General features: G+C 46.0%; 17 protein-coding genes and 2 tRNA genes. 2 read left to right on the forward strand and 17 right to left on the reverse strand.

Features of this window, described 5'->3' with window-relative positions; genetic code table 11:
• Positions 1–36: 36 nt before the first annotated feature.
• Genes ftsA through AB6811_RS08180 form a run of 12 tightly spaced genes read right to left on the reverse strand, consistent with a single transcriptional unit; the run spans position 37 to position 13,802 of the window.
• A complete protein-coding gene (gene ftsA / locus AB6811_RS08125; RefSeq protein ID WP_369489955.1) occupies positions 37–1,371 on the reverse strand; it encodes a cell division protein FtsA in 1,335 nt (444 codons plus the stop codon).
• A 5-nt stretch (positions 1,372–1,376) separates the two neighbouring features.
• Positions 1,377–2,183 carry a cell division protein FtsQ/DivIB gene (locus AB6811_RS08130; protein ID WP_369489956.1) on the reverse strand — a complete coding sequence of 269 codons (807 nt, stop codon included), beginning with the start codon at positions 2,181–2,183 and terminating at the stop codon, positions 1,377–1,379.
• Positions 2,176–3,597, reverse strand: a complete 1,422-nt coding sequence (gene murC, locus AB6811_RS08135; protein ID WP_369489957.1) for a UDP-N-acetylmuramate--L-alanine ligase — start codon at positions 3,595–3,597, stop codon at positions 2,176–2,178. The genes AB6811_RS08130 and murC overlap by 8 nt, the downstream gene beginning before the upstream one ends.
• Positions 3,578–4,705, reverse strand: coding sequence for an undecaprenyldiphospho-muramoylpentapeptide beta-N-acetylglucosaminyltransferase (gene murG / locus AB6811_RS08140; RefSeq protein ID WP_369489958.1), 1,128 nt, complete (start codon positions 4,703–4,705; stop codon positions 3,578–3,580). The genes murC and murG overlap by 20 nt, the downstream gene beginning before the upstream one ends.
• On the reverse strand, positions 4,674–5,843 hold the full coding sequence (locus tag AB6811_RS08145) for an FtsW/RodA/SpoVE family cell cycle protein (protein WP_369489959.1): 1,170 nt from the start codon (positions 5,841–5,843) through the stop codon (positions 4,674–4,676). The genes murG and AB6811_RS08145 overlap by 32 nt, the downstream gene beginning before the upstream one ends.
• A gap of 16 nt (positions 5,844–5,859) precedes the next feature.
• Positions 5,860–7,194: a UDP-N-acetylmuramoyl-L-alanine--D-glutamate ligase gene (murD, locus tag AB6811_RS08150; protein ID WP_369489960.1), complete on the reverse strand. Its 1,335-nt coding sequence runs from the start codon at positions 7,192–7,194 to the stop codon at positions 5,860–5,862.
• 11 nt (positions 7,195–7,205) lie between these two features.
• Positions 7,206–8,459, reverse strand: a complete 1,254-nt coding sequence (mraY, locus tag AB6811_RS08155) for a phospho-N-acetylmuramoyl-pentapeptide-transferase (RefSeq protein ID WP_369489961.1) — start codon at positions 8,457–8,459, stop codon at positions 7,206–7,208.
• Complete coding sequence (locus tag AB6811_RS08160; RefSeq protein WP_369489962.1) at positions 8,456–9,919, reverse strand: UDP-N-acetylmuramoyl-L-alanyl-D-glutamate--2,6-diaminopimelate ligase; 1,464 nt, start codon at positions 9,917–9,919, stop codon at positions 8,456–8,458. Before AB6811_RS08160 ends, mraY begins: the two co-directional genes overlap by 4 nt.
• A gap of 1 nt (position 9,920) precedes the next feature.
• Positions 9,921–12,044 carry a PASTA domain-containing penicillin-binding protein gene (locus AB6811_RS08165; protein WP_369489963.1) on the reverse strand — a complete coding sequence of 708 codons (2,124 nt, stop codon included), beginning with the start codon at positions 12,042–12,044 and terminating at the stop codon, positions 9,921–9,923.
• A 19-nt stretch (positions 12,045–12,063) separates the two neighbouring features.
• Positions 12,064–12,441 (reverse strand): FtsL-like putative cell division protein, encoded by a 378-nt coding sequence (locus AB6811_RS08170; protein ID WP_369489964.1) that lies wholly within the window; start codon positions 12,439–12,441, stop codon positions 12,064–12,066.
• Positions 12,438–13,337 (reverse strand): 16S rRNA (cytosine(1402)-N(4))-methyltransferase RsmH, encoded by a 900-nt coding sequence (rsmH, locus tag AB6811_RS08175; protein ID WP_369489965.1) that lies wholly within the window; start codon positions 13,335–13,337, stop codon positions 12,438–12,440. Before rsmH ends, AB6811_RS08170 begins: the two co-directional genes overlap by 4 nt.
• The gene (locus AB6811_RS08180; protein WP_369489966.1) at positions 13,338–13,802 is read right to left on the reverse strand and encodes a division/cell wall cluster transcriptional repressor MraZ; all 465 of its coding nucleotides are present in this window, start codon (positions 13,800–13,802) and stop codon (positions 13,338–13,340) included.
• An 882-nt stretch (positions 13,803–14,684) separates the two neighbouring features.
• On the opposite strand from AB6811_RS08180, the gene AB6811_RS08185 reads away from it, so the two are divergent.
• Together AB6811_RS08185 and AB6811_RS08190 are read left to right on the forward strand one after the other, a co-directional pair.
• Positions 14,685–14,903: a hypothetical protein gene (locus AB6811_RS08185; RefSeq protein WP_369489967.1), complete on the forward strand. Its 219-nt coding sequence runs from the start codon at positions 14,685–14,687 to the stop codon at positions 14,901–14,903.
• A 274-nt stretch (positions 14,904–15,177) separates the two neighbouring features.
• Positions 15,178–15,390 (forward strand): hypothetical protein, encoded by a 213-nt coding sequence (locus AB6811_RS08190; protein WP_369489968.1) that lies wholly within the window; start codon positions 15,178–15,180, stop codon positions 15,388–15,390.
• A 551-nt stretch (positions 15,391–15,941) separates the two neighbouring features.
• On the opposite strand, the gene AB6811_RS08195 is transcribed toward AB6811_RS08190, so the two are convergent.
• The 5 genes from AB6811_RS08195 to AB6811_RS08215 form a co-directional block, all read right to left on the reverse strand.
• Entirely contained in the window at positions 15,942–16,526 is a 585-nt protein-coding gene (locus AB6811_RS08195) for a cysteine hydrolase family protein (protein WP_369489969.1), read from the reverse strand.
• 43 nt (positions 16,527–16,569) lie between these two features.
• Positions 16,570–16,809, reverse strand: a complete 240-nt coding sequence (locus AB6811_RS08200; protein ID WP_369489970.1) for a hypothetical protein — start codon at positions 16,807–16,809, stop codon at positions 16,570–16,572.
• Positions 16,810–17,121: 312 nt separating this feature from the next.
• Positions 17,122–17,206, reverse strand: a tRNA-Leu gene (locus tag AB6811_RS08205).
• A gap of 68 nt (positions 17,207–17,274) precedes the next feature.
• A tRNA-Gly gene (locus AB6811_RS08210) sits at positions 17,275–17,347 on the reverse strand.
• A gap of 146 nt (positions 17,348–17,493) precedes the next feature.
• Entirely contained in the window at positions 17,494–18,969 is a 1,476-nt protein-coding gene (locus tag AB6811_RS08215; RefSeq protein ID WP_369489971.1) for a TolC family protein, read from the reverse strand.

Here is an 18,969-nt window from a genome sequence, read left to right on the forward strand (position 1 = left end):
CACCAGTTTTAATAGAAGGCACAAGACAATAACGGGTTAGTTTATATCATCCTCGGCAAAGAGCTTGGAGAGCACATCGGTTATTTTCATTCCCAGAGTACGTTTACTGGTTTGCTTTGACTCCTTTGCCTGAAACTCAACAAATTCTTCAGTTTTATTTTCTTCGATTTTGATTTCCGTGGTTGTACATGGTGAGGCTTCGCCTGCATCGATATACTCCAGCCCCATTAAACCCAGGCCAATAACGGTTGAGTATTGTGGGTAGTTGTAATTTTCAAGCGATTCGGAGCATAACATCTCAGAGGGGTAACCAATACGAACATCGTAACCCCACTTGAATTTTATAAGCGAAACAATATGCTTTAGCAGCGCGCCTCCACCGGTTATTACTACACCGGCTGTAAGCTTATTGGCAAAGCCCGACATCTGTATTTCGTACATGGCATATTCAAGTATCTCCTCCATGCGAGCCTGAATAATTCCTGCAAGGCTTCGCATCGATATTTCCTTGGGTTCCCTTCCGCCTATTCCCGGAACGGTGATAATTTTGTTATCGGGGGCCATGCTCATCAGTGCATATCCGTGATGGAGTTTTAGCATCTCGGCGTGCTTTTGAAGAATCTGACAACCCTCCTTAATATCCTGCGTAATGATTGAGCCGCCAATGGGTATAACTGCCGTGTGGCGTACAATGCCGTTGTAGTAAACGGCCAAATCGGTGGTGCCACCTCCTATGTCGATTAGGGCTACGCCTGCTTCGCGCTCCTCGTCGGTGAGCACAGCCTTGGATGAGGCTAAGGGCTCAAGTATAAGTTCCGATACCTTTACCCCTGCACGATCCACACACTTTTCAATGTGCTTTGCCGATGAGGTTTTCCCAATTACTATGTGGAAGTTGGCGCCAAGCCTTCGGCCTAGCATGCCTATGGGTTTATCATCCTCTATCTTTACATTATCGATTGAGAAATCCAGCGGCAGTACATGAAGAATGCTATCGCCTGTATCAACAGGGATATTATACATATCCTCAATAAGACGCTTGATGTGGCTCTTTTTGATCTCAGTTTCTTCGGAACCCAGCGTGATGTAGCCATAGTTTTTAATGCTGTAGATGTGTTGCCCTGCTATTCCAACAAAGGCCGATTTGATTTTAACGCCAGCCTGCGATTCGGCCTCGCGAACGGTTTTTTCAACGGCCTTTACTGTTTCCTCAATGTTTTGAATCATTCCCTTTTTTATACCGGTGGAATCGGTAGAGCTAAAGCCCACAATCTGCAAGCGTCCGTTTGTGGTGCGTTTCCCTATTAAGGTAACTACCTTGGTTGTACCAAGGTCAATTGCAGCTACGTAAGTGTTGTTGTCCTGTGCCATAGTTGTTAGTATTTTGTGCAAACTATTTGATTTTTAAATTTTAGGTTAATTACGGTGTATTTGTTCCAGCCTTCGGCTGGTAACGCTTTCTCGTAAAAGAGTTTAAGTTTCTTGAGCTTAACCTCGTAGTTATCCAAATTACCCAGTACAATGATATGGGGCCCAACCAAGGGAATAAGCTCAATATTATTCCGGTTCCTGACGTAAACCTGTTCTATTTGGGCATTCCAGAACCTGTCGTTGTTTACATACATTGCAAACTCGTAAAGCTTGTGTATAAAGTTTTTTGGGCCTTCCTTTGTGCTATCGGTAAATGCTGTAACATCAAGGTTGGGCACAACCTTAAAGGGCTCCACGATATTACCGTTTGCCACCAGCGTGTTAGCAGCAAACCCCGATGAGTAGGGTAGTATTTTACCAGAATCGTCGATATAGTAGGTTTGCCCTTTTGCATTGAAAACTCTTAAAACGGGTTGGCGTTGAGTAATTTCAACTATTACTTCGCCTTTAGCGGTTTTAAATGCCTGAACATCGCGTACAGCAGCCATTTGGTAAACTTCCCGCTCAATTCTATTAGTATTTATGCTGTTAAGGCTCTGCCCTATAGGTGAGTATTTTGATTTTACAATGGTTCTGTATACATCCTTAGCCCTCACAAAGTTGAGCTTTGCGCTATCGAGAACTCTTACCTCAAGTTTTGTGCAGCGTTTCCCTTTATACACTTTACTGGCATAGGAAAGCCCATAAATAAACCAGGCCAGAACAAAAAGCCAAGCCAAAACTTTAAGCCCTATGCGCAACTTCCTATTCATTTATTGCTTTATTCTCCTTTGCTTCAAGTGTATTAACTATCTCGCTTATCATTCTGTCGATATCGCCTGCACCAATGGTGAGGAGAATATCCACATTATTGCATTTTAACCAGTTAATTAATTCGGCCTTTGGAACAACTTGTGCATTACTGTTACTCATCAGCTTCACTATGGTTTCCGATGTAACCCCTTCAATTGGAAGTTCCCTTGCCGGATATATTTCGGTGATAATTGGTTTGTCAAGCTTGTCGAGTGCCGCAGCAAACTCCCCTGCAAAGTCGCGGGTGCGGCTGTAGAGGTGAGGTTGAAATATCCCGGTTATTTTTCGGTTAGGGAAAACCTCACGAACCGATCTTACCAACGCTTCAATTTCGCTGGGATGGTGTGCATAATCATCAATGTAGATGATTTTTGTTCCCCTATACCTTACATCAAAGCGGCGCTGAACACCCCTAAACGACTCTAAGCCGTGAGCTAACTTTTCAGTCGGAACGCCAAGGGTTAACGCTGCTGCCGATGCGGCAATCGCGTTCTCCAGGTTGTAATGGCCTGGTACTCCTAGCGTAAGATTGTTTATTGAACCCTGGGGAGTTACAAGGGTAAACCTGTAAAGCCCATCGTGGATGCTAATGTTTGTTGGGTAGTAATGGCAGTCGGGCGTAAATCCGTAAGTGATTACTCCAACTCCCTTGCCCACTGTAGGTTTGAATGCAATATTTTGCTTTACAACCAAATACCCGCCGGGTTTTATTTGCGACACAAATTCCTGAAAAGCATTAAGTACTGCATCGTAAGTGCCGTAAATGTCAAGGTGGTCAGCATCAACCGAGGTAACAATTGCAAGATATGGGTGAAGTGTAAGGAAGCTACGGTCGTACTCATCAGCCTCTACCACAAGTAGCTGCTTGCCTTGGTCGGCAAGTATTAGGTTGCTGGAGTAGTTGCGCGATATGCCTCCCAAAAAGGCATCGCAGCCCATTGATGTAGCCAAAAGGTGGGCCAACAGGGTTGATGTAGTAGTTTTTCCGTGAGTGCCCGCAACGGCAAGGGTTTTATAGTTTGAACTTAGTAATCCAAGAACCTGTGCGCGTTTCATCAGTACAAACCCATTGCTGCGGAAATATTCAAGCTCGCTGTGGTTTGCAGGAATAGCTGGTGTATAGATAACAAGTGTTTCTTCCCTGTTCAGGAATGCGGTTGGAATAGCCCCTACGCTATCGGTGTAATGGATATTTGCCCCTGCAGCTTCAAGGGTTTGGGTAATATCGGACGAAACCCTGTCGTACCCTGCAACAGGAACACCGTAGTGCAAGTAGTAACGGGCAATGGCACTCATTCCAATCCCTCCAATCCCAAGTAGGTAAACCCTTTTTACTGCATTCAGCTCCATCGGTTCAATTTTTATTTTTTTCAATACCTGCCAGTTTTAAAGCTTCAAGGGCTATAGTTTTAGCCGAGTTTCTTAGTGCCAAACGGGCAATGTTTTCCGATAATTTTTTCTGTTCCGCAGGGTTATCAAGCAGTTCAAAGGCTGCTTTAACCAGTTGCTCTTTTGCCTGACTATCGGGTATCATAATGGCTGCATTGCGTGAAACCAGTGCCTGGGCGTTACGGGTTTGGTGGTCTTCAGCAACATTTGGCGATGGTACAAGTATGCAAGGTTTTGCAACCAGGCAGAGTTCGGAAATTGTTCCAGCACCTGCTCGAGAAATAATGGTGTTAGCTGAAACATAGGCCAAGTCCATGCGGGCAATGAAATCGTACAGCCTGATATTTTCAACCGGATTGCTGTCAAGTGCCTCTTTTACTGTTTGGTAGTAAAGTTTCCCGGTTTGCCATATCACCACAATATCGGGTCGGGTTTTGATGAAGTGGAGCGAAGCCATGAGGCTCTGGTTAATTGTTCGGGCTCCAAGGCTTCCGCCTAAAACGAGTAAAACCTTTTTGTCGGCTCCAATGCCAAAATGTTCAAGTCCCTGATTGCGTGTAACGGAAAGGTTTTCAATATCCTGCCGAACAGGATTGCCGGTTAATATTATTTTTTGTGCAGGGAAGTATTTTTCCATGCCTTCGTAGGCTACACAGATAGTTTTAGCCTTTTTGGCTAAAAGCTTATTGGTAACCCCGGCATAAGAGTTCTGTTCCTGTAGTAGCGTAGGGATACCTTTACGCTGTGCTGCCTTTACAATAGGTCCGCTGGCATATCCTCCTACACCAACCACAACGTGAGGTTTAAAATGCTTAACTATGCGGTTTGCTTTTAATAAGCTCTTAATCAGCTTAATAATCACAATGAGATTTTTTGGGGTAAGGCTTCGAGAGAAGCCGGCAACAGGCAAGCCTACGATGTTGTATCCGGCTTGTGGCACCTTATCCATTTCCATTCGGCCCTCGGCTCCAACAAACAGAATCTCAGCATCGGGGTTTTGCTCCCGAATGGCATTGGCTATGGAAATGGCAGGGAATATATGCCCGCCAGTACCACCACCGCTAATTATTATCCTTAACCGGTTCTTCTCCATCGAATAGTTCTTTTTTATCTTGACTTCGACTAATACCCAGAATAATACCCAGTGCACCACTGCTAACTATCAGCGATGAACCTCCCAAACTTACAAGTGGTAATGGCTGACCCGTAACGGGAATGGCTCCAACCGCAACGGCCATATTAATTAACGCTTGCAGCGTTAGCATTAAGGCCAATCCAAAGGCAAGGAATGCTGGAAATAGCCGGTTCGATTTTTTAACCAGCAGTGCCGCCCGGTAAAGTAGCATAAGGTAGAGTATTAGGGTAAATACTCCGCCTACCACACCATACTCCTCAATAATTATTGCGTAAATAAAGTCGGAATAGGGGTGTGGCAAAAAGTTACGCTGGGTTGAGCGTCCAGGCCCTTTACCAATAATACCCCCGGTTGCAATGGCTATTTTCGATTGCTCCAGCTGATAGTTCCCCTCTGTTTTGTCGTCGCTAATAAAATTCTCAATGCGGTTTACCCAGGTTTGGGCTCTGCTCAGGGTTTTAAACTGAAGCGATATGGCAATAAAGGCTCCCACCAGTACAATGCCTATCCCAGTAATTCCGAAAAGGTATTTTAGGTTAACTCGCCCTACAAACATCATTAACCAACAGGTTAAGCCAAGCAAAGCTGCGGTTGAGAAGTTTGCCGGTAAAATTAGAGCGCACACAAATGCTACGGGTGCAATTAGCTGGATTAAGAATTGTTTAAAATCATCAGTGCTTTCCTGCATTTGCGAGAGATACTTGGCCACATACATTATTAAAATCACCTTTGCCAGGTCCGATGACTGAAACGAAATGCCCAATCCGGGTATCTCCAGCCAACGCGATGCAGCATTGAGGTTACGTCCAAAAAGAAGTGTAATACCGAGTAAGGGAACTGACAATGCCAGAAGTATATTGGCAAGCCTATACCAAACGCTGTACTTTATGAGATGCGCTGTCCACATTACTATGAATGCAACCAGCAGGAAAACAAGCTGTTTAATCAGGAAATAGGTTGTATTTCCGCCATGATAGCGGAAAGCTAGTGAGCTCGATGAGCTGTAGATGAGCAGGAGCGATGAAAGGTAAAGGAAGATAACAATCATCCAAATCACCCTATCGCCCTTTAAGTATTTTTCGAACAGTGCTCCCATAGCTCACTGGGTTATATTAAAGCGCGCGAACAGCCGCTTTGAATTTGCGTCCACGATCCTCATAGTTCTCAAACAGGTCAAAGCTTGCACAGGCCGGGGAAAGCAGTACCGTGTCGCCCGGAACCGATATTTTGTAGGCGTGCTGCACAGCCTCCTCGGCCGATTTGGCATCAACAATTACGGGAACAATGCCATCGAATGCTGCGTGAAGCTTTGAGTTATCCACTCCCAGGCAGATTAAGGCTTTCACCTTCTGCTTAACTAAATCCATAAGCTCGGAGTAATCGTTCCCTTTATCGGTACCGCCTGCAATCCAAACCACGGGGGTTGTCATGCTCTCCAGAGCATACCATGCGGAGTTCACATTGGTAGCCTTTGAGTCGTTAATGTACTTAACACCTCGCACAGTTAGTACATATTCCAACCTATGCTCTACTCCCTGAAAATCGGAAAGCGATTCACGAATAACCTCCTTACGGATATTTAGCACATGACCAGCAATACCGGCAGCCATGGAGTTGTAAATGTTATGCTTCCCTTTCAGGGAGAGGTCGTTTATTGACATGCTGAAATCGCTGTTATCGTAATTTATGAACATATCGAGGTTTTCGAGCCATGCGGTTTGGTTCTCCTTTGTTTTCTGTGAGAAGGGCAATTGCTGGGCGCGTAGTACAATCTTTTTGAGTTGCTCCACGGTTACTGCATCGTCGGAGCAGAAAATGAAGCAGTCGTCTTCCGAGAGGTTTCGGGTAATCCTGAACTTTGATTCCACATAGTTCTGCATCTTGTAGTCATACCTGTCCAGGTGGTCGGGGGTGATGTTAAGCAGTATGGCAATATCGGGTTTAAAGCTATAGATTCCATCGAGCTGAAAGCTGCTTAGCTCAATAACGTAGTAGTCGTAGCTGCATTCGGCAACCTGGTAAGCAAAACTATTGCCAATATTACCAGCCAGCCCAACGTTTAGACCAGCTTTCTGCATCATGTGGTAAATAAGCGAGGTGGTAGTGGTTTTGCCGTTGCTACCAGTAATACAAACGGTGTAGGCGTTGGTGTATCGGCCAGCAAACTCAATTTCGGAAATTATGGGGATGCCCTTTTCCCTGATTTTAACAACCATTGGGGCTTTGTCAGGAATCCCCGGGCTTTTAATCACTTCGTCGGCATTGAGGATTAGTTCCTCGGTATGCTTACCCTCCTCGAAGCGGATATCGTACTTGTTAAGCCACTCCTTGTAGCAGGGCTTTATTTCCGACATATCCGACAGGAACACGTCGAATCCCTTTTTCTGGGCTAACACTGCGGCTCCTGCACCGCTTTCTCCTCCTCCGAGTACAACTATTCGCTTCATATTGTTCTTTTTTAGCGGATTTTCAATGTAACAACTGTAATAACTGCAAGTAGAATGGCTACAATCCAGAACCGGGTTACAATTTTGGGTTCAGGGTAGCCTTTTTTCTGGTAGTGATGATGCAGGGGCGACATAAGGAATATCCTTCGACCCTCACCATACTTGCGTTTGGTGTACTTAAAGTAGCTAACCTGTATAACCACTGAGAGGTTTTCCACCAGGAATATCCCGCAAAGGATTGGTATGAGCAGTTCCTTACGGATAAGTATGGCAAAAACGGCAATAATACCGCCAATGGTAAGGCTACCGGTGTCGCCCATGAATACCTGTGCAGGGTAGCTGTTGTACCAAAGGAATCCCACCAGCGCGCCAATGAATGCGCTCATAAACACAACCAGTTCGCCCGAATGGGGAATGTACATGATGTTCAGGTATTCGGCATAAATCACGTTACCCGATAGGTAAGCGAACACGCCCAGCGTGGTGGTGATTACCGCCGAAACCCCGGTTGCCAATCCGTCAAGTCCATCGGTTAGGTTTGCACCGTTTGATACGGCTGTGATTATAAGAATTACAACCAGAATAAAGATAATCCAGGTTACATACTCGTAACCTTCGCCTTTAAACGGGTTGAGTAGGTTGTAGTCAAACTCGTTGTTTTTTACAAAGGGGATGGTGGTTTGCGTTGTCTTTTTAGCCTTTGAAACGGTTACGGGTTGATTGTCGTTATACTCCGTTGTTACCACAGTTTCAATCTGAACATCTTTTTTAACCCTTTCAACTTTTTCCCTAACCACAATTTCGGGGCTAAGCCACATCACCAAGCCAACAAATAACCCAAGCGATACCTGTCCGATGATTTTGGTACGACCCGAAAGGCCCTCCTTGTTTTTCAGAAAAACCTTGATGTAGTCGTCGGCAAAGCCCACTGCTCCCAACCATACGGTTGTAACCAGCATTACAATGATGTAGATGTTCAGGATATCGGCAAAAAGCAGTACCGGCAAAAGCATTGAAAGAAGGATAATGATACCTCCCATGGTTGGGGTACCCTTTTTCTGCATTTGGCCCTCAAGGCCAAGGTTTCGGATTTCCTCACCAATTTGCTTACGCTGCAGGTATCGGATAATGCGCTTACCAATTAGCAAGGCAAAGGCCATCGATACAATGAATGCCATTGCGGACCGGAACGAGATGTACCGGAATAACCCTGAACCGGGGAAATCCCAGAATTTGCTTATGTATTGAGCCAGATAGTATATCATACCTGCAACGATTTAAAAATTTCGGTTAGCACTTCTTTATCGTCAAAGTGATGTTTTACACCCTTGATTTCCTGGTAGTTTTCATGACCCTTACCTGCAACCAGGATGATATCGCCTTTAAGGGCAAGCATACAGGCTGTTCTTATGGCTTCACGCCTATCCACAATGGTTATCACCTTTTTTGCCTGCGAGGCATCAACGCCTACTCTCATATCGTTGATGATTTCTTCGGGTTCCTCGAACCGGGGATTATCGGAGGTGAGGATTACAATATCGCTTAGCTCCGTGGCCACCTTGGCCATAACGGGGCGCTTGGTTTTGTCGCGATTACCACCCGCACCCACCACTGTAATCAGGCGTTGGTTCTCGGTTTTAATCTCGTTTATGGTTTTAATCACATTCTCCAGCGCATCGGGTGTATGGGCATAGTCAACAACAGCAGTTACGCCGTGCGAGGAGCGAACATACTCAAATCTCCCCGAAACCGGAGTTACATCGCTTATGCCGGTAAGGATATCGTTTTTATCAAAACCCAAAAGCATCAGGGTTGCGTAAATTGCTAACAGGTTGTATGCGTTAAACCGACCCAATAGCCTTGTCCAAACCTCAACCCCGTCCATGTTAAGCATCATCCCATCAAAATGGCTTTCAATAACCTTGCAGCGGAAATCGGCCATGGAGCGTAGCGAGTAGGTATAAACCTTTGCCTTGGTGTTTTGTACCATTACCATACCATTCCTATCATCGGTATTGGTTAGGGCAAAGGCATCGGAGGGCAACTCGTCAAAGAAGCGTTTCTTGGCCTTAAGGTACTCTGCAAAGGTTTTGTGGTAGTCGAGGTGGTCGTGGGTTATATTGCTGAAAATGCCACCGGCAAATGTCAATCCAGCTATACGGTTCTGAACCACCGAGTGGGAACTAACCTCCATGAAACAGTACTCGCATCCTATATCAACCATCTGCCTTAGCAGAGCGTTAAGCTGTATCGGGTCGGGGGTAGTATGGGTCGATGGAACTTCTACGTTATCAACATAGTTTACCACTGTTGATAGTAAGCCAGCCTTATGCCCCATACGCCTGGCAAGGCGGTAGAGTAGGGTAACAGTGGTGGTTTTACCGTTGGTACCCGTTATACCAACCAGCTTTAACTTTTGCGATGGGTTTCCATAAAAGGCCGATGCCATGTAACCCAAGGCTAACGATGAGTTTTCAACCTGGATGAATGTAACATTTGCAGGACATTCGGCAGGTAGTTCCTCACAAACAATAGCCGTTGCTCCCGATGCTATGGCCTGTGGAATGTAGCTATGGCCATCGCTTTGGGTACCACGTATGGCAAAGAAACAGCAACCACCCTTAACCTTGCGGGAATCGAATGTTAGCTCATCAATATCAACATTGATATTACCAACCGTTTTGGTAATCAGCTTTACGGGTATTATGTTTTGAAGTTTTGCCATGTTAACTTTCTCCTCTACTCATTTCTAAGTAAACTGTTGAACCTTTAATAACAGGTTCGCCGGGGTTTGCCGACTGTGAGCGCACGGTGCCTCGTCCCTTGGCCACAACCCTTAACCCTAAGCTTTCCAGCTGGTAAATGGCATCGCGTAATCCCATTCCAACCACATTTGGTACTTTGCTTTTTGCTAAACGAATTGGATTTGTAACTATTTTAGTGCTATCGCGCTGAACGGTTACCCAATCGGTCCTTTTCCCATTGCCATCAAAGGGTATGTCGAGCTCATCCATTACATACTCAAGCTTTGACAATTGCCCAGTTTTGGCTTGTGGTAAATCCTTTAGTTTATCGCCCTTAATATCGCTAAACCACTCAGGACTAGTAGCAAAGACCTTATCGGAAATCTCCTTGAAAATGGGTCCAGCCACCACATTACCATAGTAAACGCTATTTGAAGGAGAGTTCACAACAACAATACATGAGTATTTTGGGTCTTCGGCTGGGAAGTAGCCTACAAACGAGGCCTGGTAGCTAACTCGCCCTCCCGATTTGTAACCCTTACGTCCCTTGGCTATTTGGGCAGTACCCGTTTTACCTGCTATTTTGTACCTTGGATTTTTAAGGTTGATTGCTGTACCACTTTCAACAACTCCCTCCAGCACCTCATGTACCTTTTTAAGGGTGGAACGCGAGCAAATGGACGATTGGATTACCTGTGGCGGAAAACTCTCAACCACCTGTCCGTGCTTTAGGTATGCTTTTACCAGCCGGGGTTTAACCATGCGGCCATTATTGGCAATGGCGTTGTAGAAGGTAAGGATTTGCAGGGGGGTAAGACGAATCTCATACCCGATGCTCATCATGGGCATCGATAGGCCAGACCAACCCTTATCGCCCGGGAACCGGATTTGGGGCTTTATCTCGCCCGGTATGATAATACCCGTTGGCTCGTTCAGCTTTAGCTCATAGAGCTTTTTTACAAAATCTTTCTCCTTGCCCTTGAACACCTTTTGAACCAGCTTTATTACACCCACATTCGACGAAACCTCAAAAACCTCCTTAACGGTAATCTTCCCATGACCGTCCTCCTTTGAGTCGGAAATCACATGGTCGTATAGCTGTAGTTTTCCCTTGCCGGTATTTACCGTATCGTTGAGGTTAATATCGCCCTCCTCGAGCAGGGCAATTAGGGTGGCAGTTTTGATAGTTGATCCGGGCTCAGTGCTTTCGCCCACGGCGTAGTTGTAAACCTCCTCGTAGGTTCCATCCTCATTGCGCCGGAGGTTAGCAATGGCTTTAATATCGCCGGTGGCCACCTCCATCACTATGGCGCAACCATGACCTGCGCCATGCCCTTCAAGGTGTTTGCGCAATGCCGCCTCAGCCACATCCTGTAGCTGCACATCAAGGGTGGTAAGAATATCAACGCCGTCTTCGGGTTCAACCTTGTTCATGCTATTTACCTCAACCCATGTATTGCCGGGTATCCGGGCATGAACACGCAATCCATTTCTGCCTCTTAGCACTGGGTCAAGCGCTTTTTCAATCCCAACAACCCCTCCATTGAGGTTTACTATACCAAGGGTGCGGGCTGCCATGGAGTTGTGCGGAAGCATTCGCTTGTTTACCTGTTCGGCAATGAACCCACCCTTGTTCTCCCCCAAGCGCAGCAACGGGAATTTCGATATTTCCTGTAGCTCAAGGTAATTTACCTTACGAGGTGCTATGGGGTAGTAGCGGCGATTCTTAGCATACTTGCGGGCATTGGTAAGCTCAGAGCGGTACGAGTACCACGACCGGTCGCCAAAGAATTGCGATAGGCATATTGCCAGTGAGTCGATATTAGCTTTGAACACCGAGTCGGTTAGGCCGGCTGCCAGCAAATCCATGCGGAGGTCGAAGTATGGTACCGATGTGGCCAATACTCTGCCATCGGCAGCAAGGATATCGCCTCTGTTGGCCTCAACAAGTATATCGCGGTAGGTTATCTTTTTTGCTTTCTCCCTGAGTTCGTGCCCATCAACTACCTGTATGAAAACAATTTTGAAAACGATACCTATACCCACTAGTAGCAGTAGGATGTAAATTCCTGCAATCCGAATTAGTATGTTGTTCTTTACTGTCATGGGACTGCTTTACTAACGGTTACTTCAGCTTTTTGGGCGGAACCCTCGATTCAATTAGGCCAAGCCCTTTCTCCTCAACCAGTTTAACCACTTCCGACTGTCGGCTTATCGACATGTACTGAGCAGCGGTAGTTATTGATTCGGCACGGAGGTTTTTCACCTCTTTTCGCAACTTGAGTTCAGTTCTTAAAAGGTTGTTATAGTGGTAGTTGTTAGCAATGTAAATAATGGCCAGCACCACCAAAAAAATAATGTACGGCATTTGGCCCGATACCATCTCATGGGTAAGGATTCGGCCACTAATAAAGTCCTTTGCGCCAACCTTTTTCCCTTTCTTGTCCTCGGGCTGCTGCGTTGGTTTTACATCGTCAAATTCCGGTGTGTTTTGCTCTGTCATAACCTTTCCCCAATTCTAAGTTTGGCGCTTCTGGCGCGATTGTTTGCCAAACACTCCTCCTCGGTGGGAGTAATCACCTTTTTATTCACCTGCTCAAAGGGGGTGGGCCTGTTGCCCATGAGGTCCTTGCTATCAGTCCCCTCAATATTCCCGTAGCGCAGGTAGTTCTTTACCATCCTATCCTCAAGCGAGTGGTACGATATTACCACTAACCTACCTCCCGGTAAAAGGCACTTGGATGAGTTCTCAAGCATCGCCTTTAGGCTTTCCATCTCGCGGTTAACCTCAATGCGTATAGCCTGAAACACCTGTGCCAATACCTTATTCTGTATCTTAAAGGGTACTAAGGGTTTTAGAATGGCGAGTAACTGGTCGGCAGTTTCAATCTTTTGGCTTTCGCGTGCCTTAGCAATTACCGATGCCATTTTCCCTGCACCCTGTACCTCGCCGTATAGCTTCAGTATTCTGGCCAGTTCCTCTACCGGGTAATCGTTTACCACTTTCTGTGCGGTAAGCCTGGCGTTCCGGTTCATTCGCATATCGAGCGCTCCTTCGAATCGGAACGAGAAGCCCCTCTCAGGGCTATCGAGGTGATGCGACGATACTCCCAGGTCGGCAAGGATGCCATTTACCCGATCAATGCCGTGGTAGCGCAGGAAGTTTCGGAAATACCTGAAATTGCTTCGGATTAACATGAAACGGCTATCGTCAATGGCATTCTTTAGTGCCTCCTCATCCTGGTCAAAGGCTATGAGACGGCCTTTCCTACCAAGTTTTTCCAGAATGGCGCGTGAATGTCCACCTCCCCCAAAAGTTAGGTCAACATACACACCATTGGGGCTGATGTTCAGCCCCTCAATGCTCTCGGTAAGCAGTACTGGAACGTGGTAGGCCATTTACTCATCCTTTAAAGGTGTTGATCCCAGTATTCGTTCAGCCAGATTGGCAAAATCGGACGAGCCCAGCTGTGCCGATTCGTACTTTTCCTTTGCCCAAATCTCAATCTTACCGTTCATCCCGGCCATCACAATATCGCGACCAATTCCAACCATCTCCAGCAAACGTTTTGGCAATAGCAACCTACCATTTGAATCGAGGGTTACCTCGGCTGTACCCCTGAAAAACTCCCTGATGAACAGGTTATGCTCCTTGTTGTAGGGGTTTGTGTTCCGGCGTATTATCGCCGTTTGATGCTCCCACTCCTCTATGGGGTAAAGCACTAAGCACTCCTCGTAAATGTCCTTTTTCACAACAAACCTATCGGGCGATTCAGACTTCACCTGCTTACGAAGCGATGAGGGGAAGAGGACGCGCCCCTTCTCATCAACCTTGCACTCGTAATCGCCGATAAATGTGGACATTGTGTTTTCAGTTTTCAATTTGTAAAAATATACAATAAAATTCCACTTTCAACCACTTTTTCCCACTTTTTTACACTTTGTTAATAACTTTTTTGGTTGACGGTCAGAAAATTATGTTGAAATCCCTGTAATTGTTGATGATTGGAATGTGGCAGATGATTTTTGATTTTGGTTGATAAGTTGTGTAACCACTAGTACCCTTCCACTAAGTAATGTTTTAGTGGAATAAAAATTCTACACCCAATGTCGTTTAGATAAAAGGGAATAAAAGAAAAAAGGGGTGCTTCGGCAGCACTCAGCATGACAAAGGGAGTGAGGGAGTCAATGGTGTTGCCATTCCGAGTTTATCGAGGAATCTCATTATAAAAGTGAAGAAGGTACAAAGGGATGTTTCGGCAGTGCTCAGCATGACATCAGGGCTAAATTCTCTTCTGCTAACAACCAACAACCATCAACTATCAACTAAACTGGTATCACAGAGTTACACAATGTAACACGGTGTTACACAGATTTTATGATGCGGCTATCACGAACAACGATTCACTAACAACCTAGACGACCCCTCTAAATCTCCCCTGAGAGGGGAGACTTTAGCCCTGCAATAAGGTCACCCAATTGTTTCACCCCTCTCCTGTCATGAGAGGGGCTAGGGGTGAGGTCAATTCCACGAACAACGATCGCCGCTTCCCGCCCCGTAGGGGCGTAATATTTGTAACCCAATGATTACTCCCATGTATTGCGATGCACGCAATGCTTTTTCCAAATTGCAACACTGGAACGTTGCATCGCAACGGGAAAGCATGGCAAAGAACCTTTACACGTTCTTTCTTGTTTTGATACAAGAAAGAACCAAAGAAAATCAAGGCTGAAAAGCCCGACCCGATGGGTGCCCCGTGGGTGGAACTGCCACGCGATACTATTCGCCACGCCTGTGGCGTGACTCATGTGGTATCGCTTCCAAAGCCCACCGCCACGTTCCACCCCCGACCCATTGCCGGGTTAGGCTTTTATGCCACTGCATATGTAACTCGGTGTTGGTTGAGGAATTGCATTAAAGAAGAGTTGAAGGTACTAAGAGATGCTTCGACTAGCTCAGCATGACAATAGTTTTACGAACAACGAACAACGAACAACGAACAACGAACAACGAACAACGAGCAACGAACAACGATCGCCGCTTCCCGCCCCGTAGGGGCGTAATATTTGTAACCCAATGATTACTCCCATGTATTGCGAAGCACGCTATGACATTCCAAAGAGCAACACTGAAGCGTTGCATCGCAACGGGAAAGCATGGCAAAGATCCTTTACACGTTCTTTCTTGTCTTGATACAAGAAAGAACCAAAGAAAATCAAGGCTGAAAAGCCCAACCCGATGGGTTCCCCGTGGGTGGAACTGCCACGCGATACTATTCGCCACGCCTGTGGCGTGACTCATGTGGTATCGCTTCCAAAGCCCACCACCACGTTCCACCCCCCCCACCCATTGTCGGGTCAGGCTTTTATGCCACCGCTTGCTTCTTCCGCACCATTCTCTCTCAGCGATAAGGTCTGGGATGAAGCCGTTTCTCACGAACAACCTAGATGACCCCTCAATATCTCCCCTGAGAGGGGAGACTTTAGCCCTGCAATAAGGTCTCCTAAATGCTTCTCCACTCTCCTATCAGGAGAGGGGCGGGGGTGAGGTCAATTCCACGAAAAACGAACAACGTTTCCAGCCCCGTAGGGGCTAAACATTTGTAACCCTATGGCTACTCCCACATGAATAGCGATGCACGCTATGGTATTCCAAAGAGCAACACTGAAGCGTTGCATCGCAATGGGAAAGCATGGCAAAGAGTGATTGCCAGAGAACTAACCAAAAGAGATGAAAGGATAAAAGGTACAAAGAGATGCTTCGGCTGCGCTCAGCATGACATAGAGCGTAAGGATGCAAGGGGTATTGTCATTCCGAGCTAGTCGAGGAATCTCATTATAAAAGTAATGGGATACAAAGAGATGCTTCGACGAAATCACCGTGGCTAATAACCTTAATTAACCGTCATTGATTCAACACCACTATTAGTTAAGGTTAACGCAAACAAAAAAGGGATATGGATTTAAGAGTCCATATCCCTCAAATGCCTTACACTGTTTATTCTACTTAACCCCCAAAAATTCCTTGGTACTCATAATCTTGGCATAGCTACGGAGCGTGGCAAGGGTCGATAGGTGAACCATTTTAGCCGGAATGGTTTCGTTTTCCCACTTCAGATCCTTGGTGGCGCAGGCATCGTGGATAAGGGTTACCTTAAACCCCAAATCGGCGGCAGCGCGCACTGCAGCCTCAACGCACATCTGCGTTTGCATGCCACAAATAACCAGCTTTGAAACTTGTTGCCCCTGCAGGTATTCCAGTAAACCCGTATCGACAAAGGCGTTAACAGTGCTCTTCATGAATACCATTTCACCCTCGGCGGGTTTAACCAGCGAGTAAAACCCTTGCCCCTCAGTGGCATTATGGCCAACATGCACCACCAACTGTTGGGTGTTTCGGAAATGCTCCAGTACCTTGGCGGCATTCTGTGCAGCCGGTATGGGATTAACCAGCTCCGACTTTCCGCCAGGAAAGTAAAAGTCCTGGATGTCAATTATTACAAGGGCCACCCGCGATGTGTCGGGGATTGCCCAGCCTGCCATTGCTATAAGCAATAGGGTGGCAGTGTAAAGTACTCGACGTTTCATGGATAAATGTTTTGGTAAATGTAGCAAGAATTTCACCAACCGGTTAGTTCATGTAGAAAAAACATGCTCGGCTACTACTGATACTTTGGGGTATTTGCTCCTCGTATAGTTTCATGTCCAGCTGATCCACAAACAGGTGGTAGAACGACAGCATGCCCTCCGGCAACCGGTTCTGGTTATCCTCATCGAAAAATACTACGAGGTTGTAAAACCAAAACGGATCGGTGTTCATGTGAATTCGGCCAACATAATCAACCACAATGCTGTTCTTTCCCCTGTACATACCCTTTTTGAAATGGATTTACCTACAATTGCAACCTCAAGTTATGGAATAAAAATAACATTGTCAACATTTTAACCAATAAAAAGGGTGATGTTTATCATTAAAAGGGGGAGGGTGAAAAATAATATGAAGGAGAGTTGAGAGAATATTTAAAGTTGGTTAAATAGCTGATTTGATTTACTATACACTTATAACAATTGTGAATAGAGGAGAAAAGTTTACGGTTAAAAATGATTCTGATAAATATTAGTTAAAATCTCATAAGGAATGGATATAAAAACACCAAAGCCACGCTTTAGGCGTGGCTTTGAGTACCCGGAGCGGGACTTGAACCCGCACAGCCGCAATGGCCACAGGATTTTAAGTCCTGCGTGTCTACCAGTTCCACCATCCGGGCAGAATGGTTGGCTCTTTAAACTTAAAAAGTTCAAAGCCTACTTACTTTGAACTTTCCAAAAGAACTTGAGCGGAAGACGAGACTCGAACTCGCGACCCTAACCTTGGCAAGGTTATGCTCTACCAACTGAGCTACTTCCGCAGTATTTCAAACTTAACTTGCACCGTTGTGCTTGTTGTTTGGTGCTGCAAAAATATATCATTTCATTTTTTCTGCAAAATTTTTCTGCAAAATTTTTTATCCATCCGCTTTTGTTACTTGCAAAGTATTAGGTTGCATTACGTTAATCACCTTAGCAAAAGTTCAAAATCGGTAGTAATGGGTTGGTTCTTTTCAAGGTCGAACAGGGTTAGCCGGCGCATCTGGTAGTAGTACTGCCAAAAACCGCTGAGGGTGTTTATGTACTTTTGCTTGGCCTGGTCGCGCTCGGTTTGTGCCACGTTAAGGGTTAGCACATCAATTTTACCTATGAGGAATCGCTGTTTGGTAACCTCGTAGCGGTTCTGTGAAACCAGGTCGGCCTTTTTGGCAATTTGCACCTGGTCGTCTTGTCGGTTAAACTGCATTACCTTTAGGAACACATCCTGTTCAAAATCGGTAAGGGCCTGATCAACCGTGGTGCGAACAACCTCACGGTTCGACTGTGCCATTTTCACCTTTCCGCGACCTAAACCCCAATCGAGAATGGGTACAGTAATTCCAACCCTCACGGTTTGCTGATCCTGTGGGTCGATGTAAGCATCCTTTAGTTCGGTTGCCCTTTGGGTTAGACCAAATGTGGCAAACAGGTTGGCATTAAGGCCGCGTTCGGCGCGGGCCTGGGCTACATCCCTGTCGGCCTCCAGGAGTTGTCTTTGGTAGCTAAGGATTTGAGGGTTATTCTCCTTGGCCAGGGTGAGCACACGGTTAAAATCGAGGTCGAACGATGGAATGCTATCGGGGAGCACAATTTCCAAATCGTAGCTATCGTTGAGGCCCAGGTACGATTTAAGCCTAATCTTTTTTAGCTGTAAGTCAACCTCTGCCTCGCTTAGCGCTGTTCCGGCATTCAGGAAGCTCAGCTCCATCTGCAGCAACTCATTCTCGGCAATGGTTCCAATGTTGTATCGGCCTTGAGCAATTTTATACAGGGTATCGGTATTGGAGTAGTTTAGCTTGGCGGTTTCAAGGTTTTGTTGAGCCATGGCAAGGTCAAAGAATAGCCGCGTGGCTTCCATTGATATGGCCTCCATGCTTTGGATAAAGGCACGTTTGGCTTCCTCGTACTTAATTGGCTCAATGCGCTTGCTCCATTTAAGCTGATTCATGGCGAAAAGCGGCTGGGAGAAACCAATGGAAACAGGTACGCTCATGTATGAGGTGGTTTTATCGGAGCCCAGTAAATCGGTACGTTCCAGGTTGCTTCGTACAAAAATTTGACCTCCGGTTAAGCCAATATTTTGTGAAAGCGATAAACCGAGCGAGGTGGTATTGGAGTTTTCCTCAATGTAGGTATATGACCCGTCCGGGTTCTGGTACCGTATTAGGGAGCGGCTGAACTGGGGTATTGTTCCCGTAAGGGTAAGGTTTGGTCTTAGTTCGGCAACGTAGGTTCGGTATTGCCAGTAGGCTGCCCTAAACCGATGCTTGGCCAGTATGGCTTGTGGCGATTGATCTTTGGCTAGCTGTAGTACCTCATCGTATGTAAGCCTATTAATTGGTTTTTGGGCAAAAAGGTTTACTGCAAAAAGCAATGGTATTAAAAACGTAATTATTCCTTTCAT

This window comes from Tenuifilum sp. 4138str (assembly GCF_041102575.1).
Classification (GTDB): Bacteria; Bacteroidota; Bacteroidia; order Bacteroidales; family Tenuifilaceae; genus Tenuifilum; species Tenuifilum osseticum.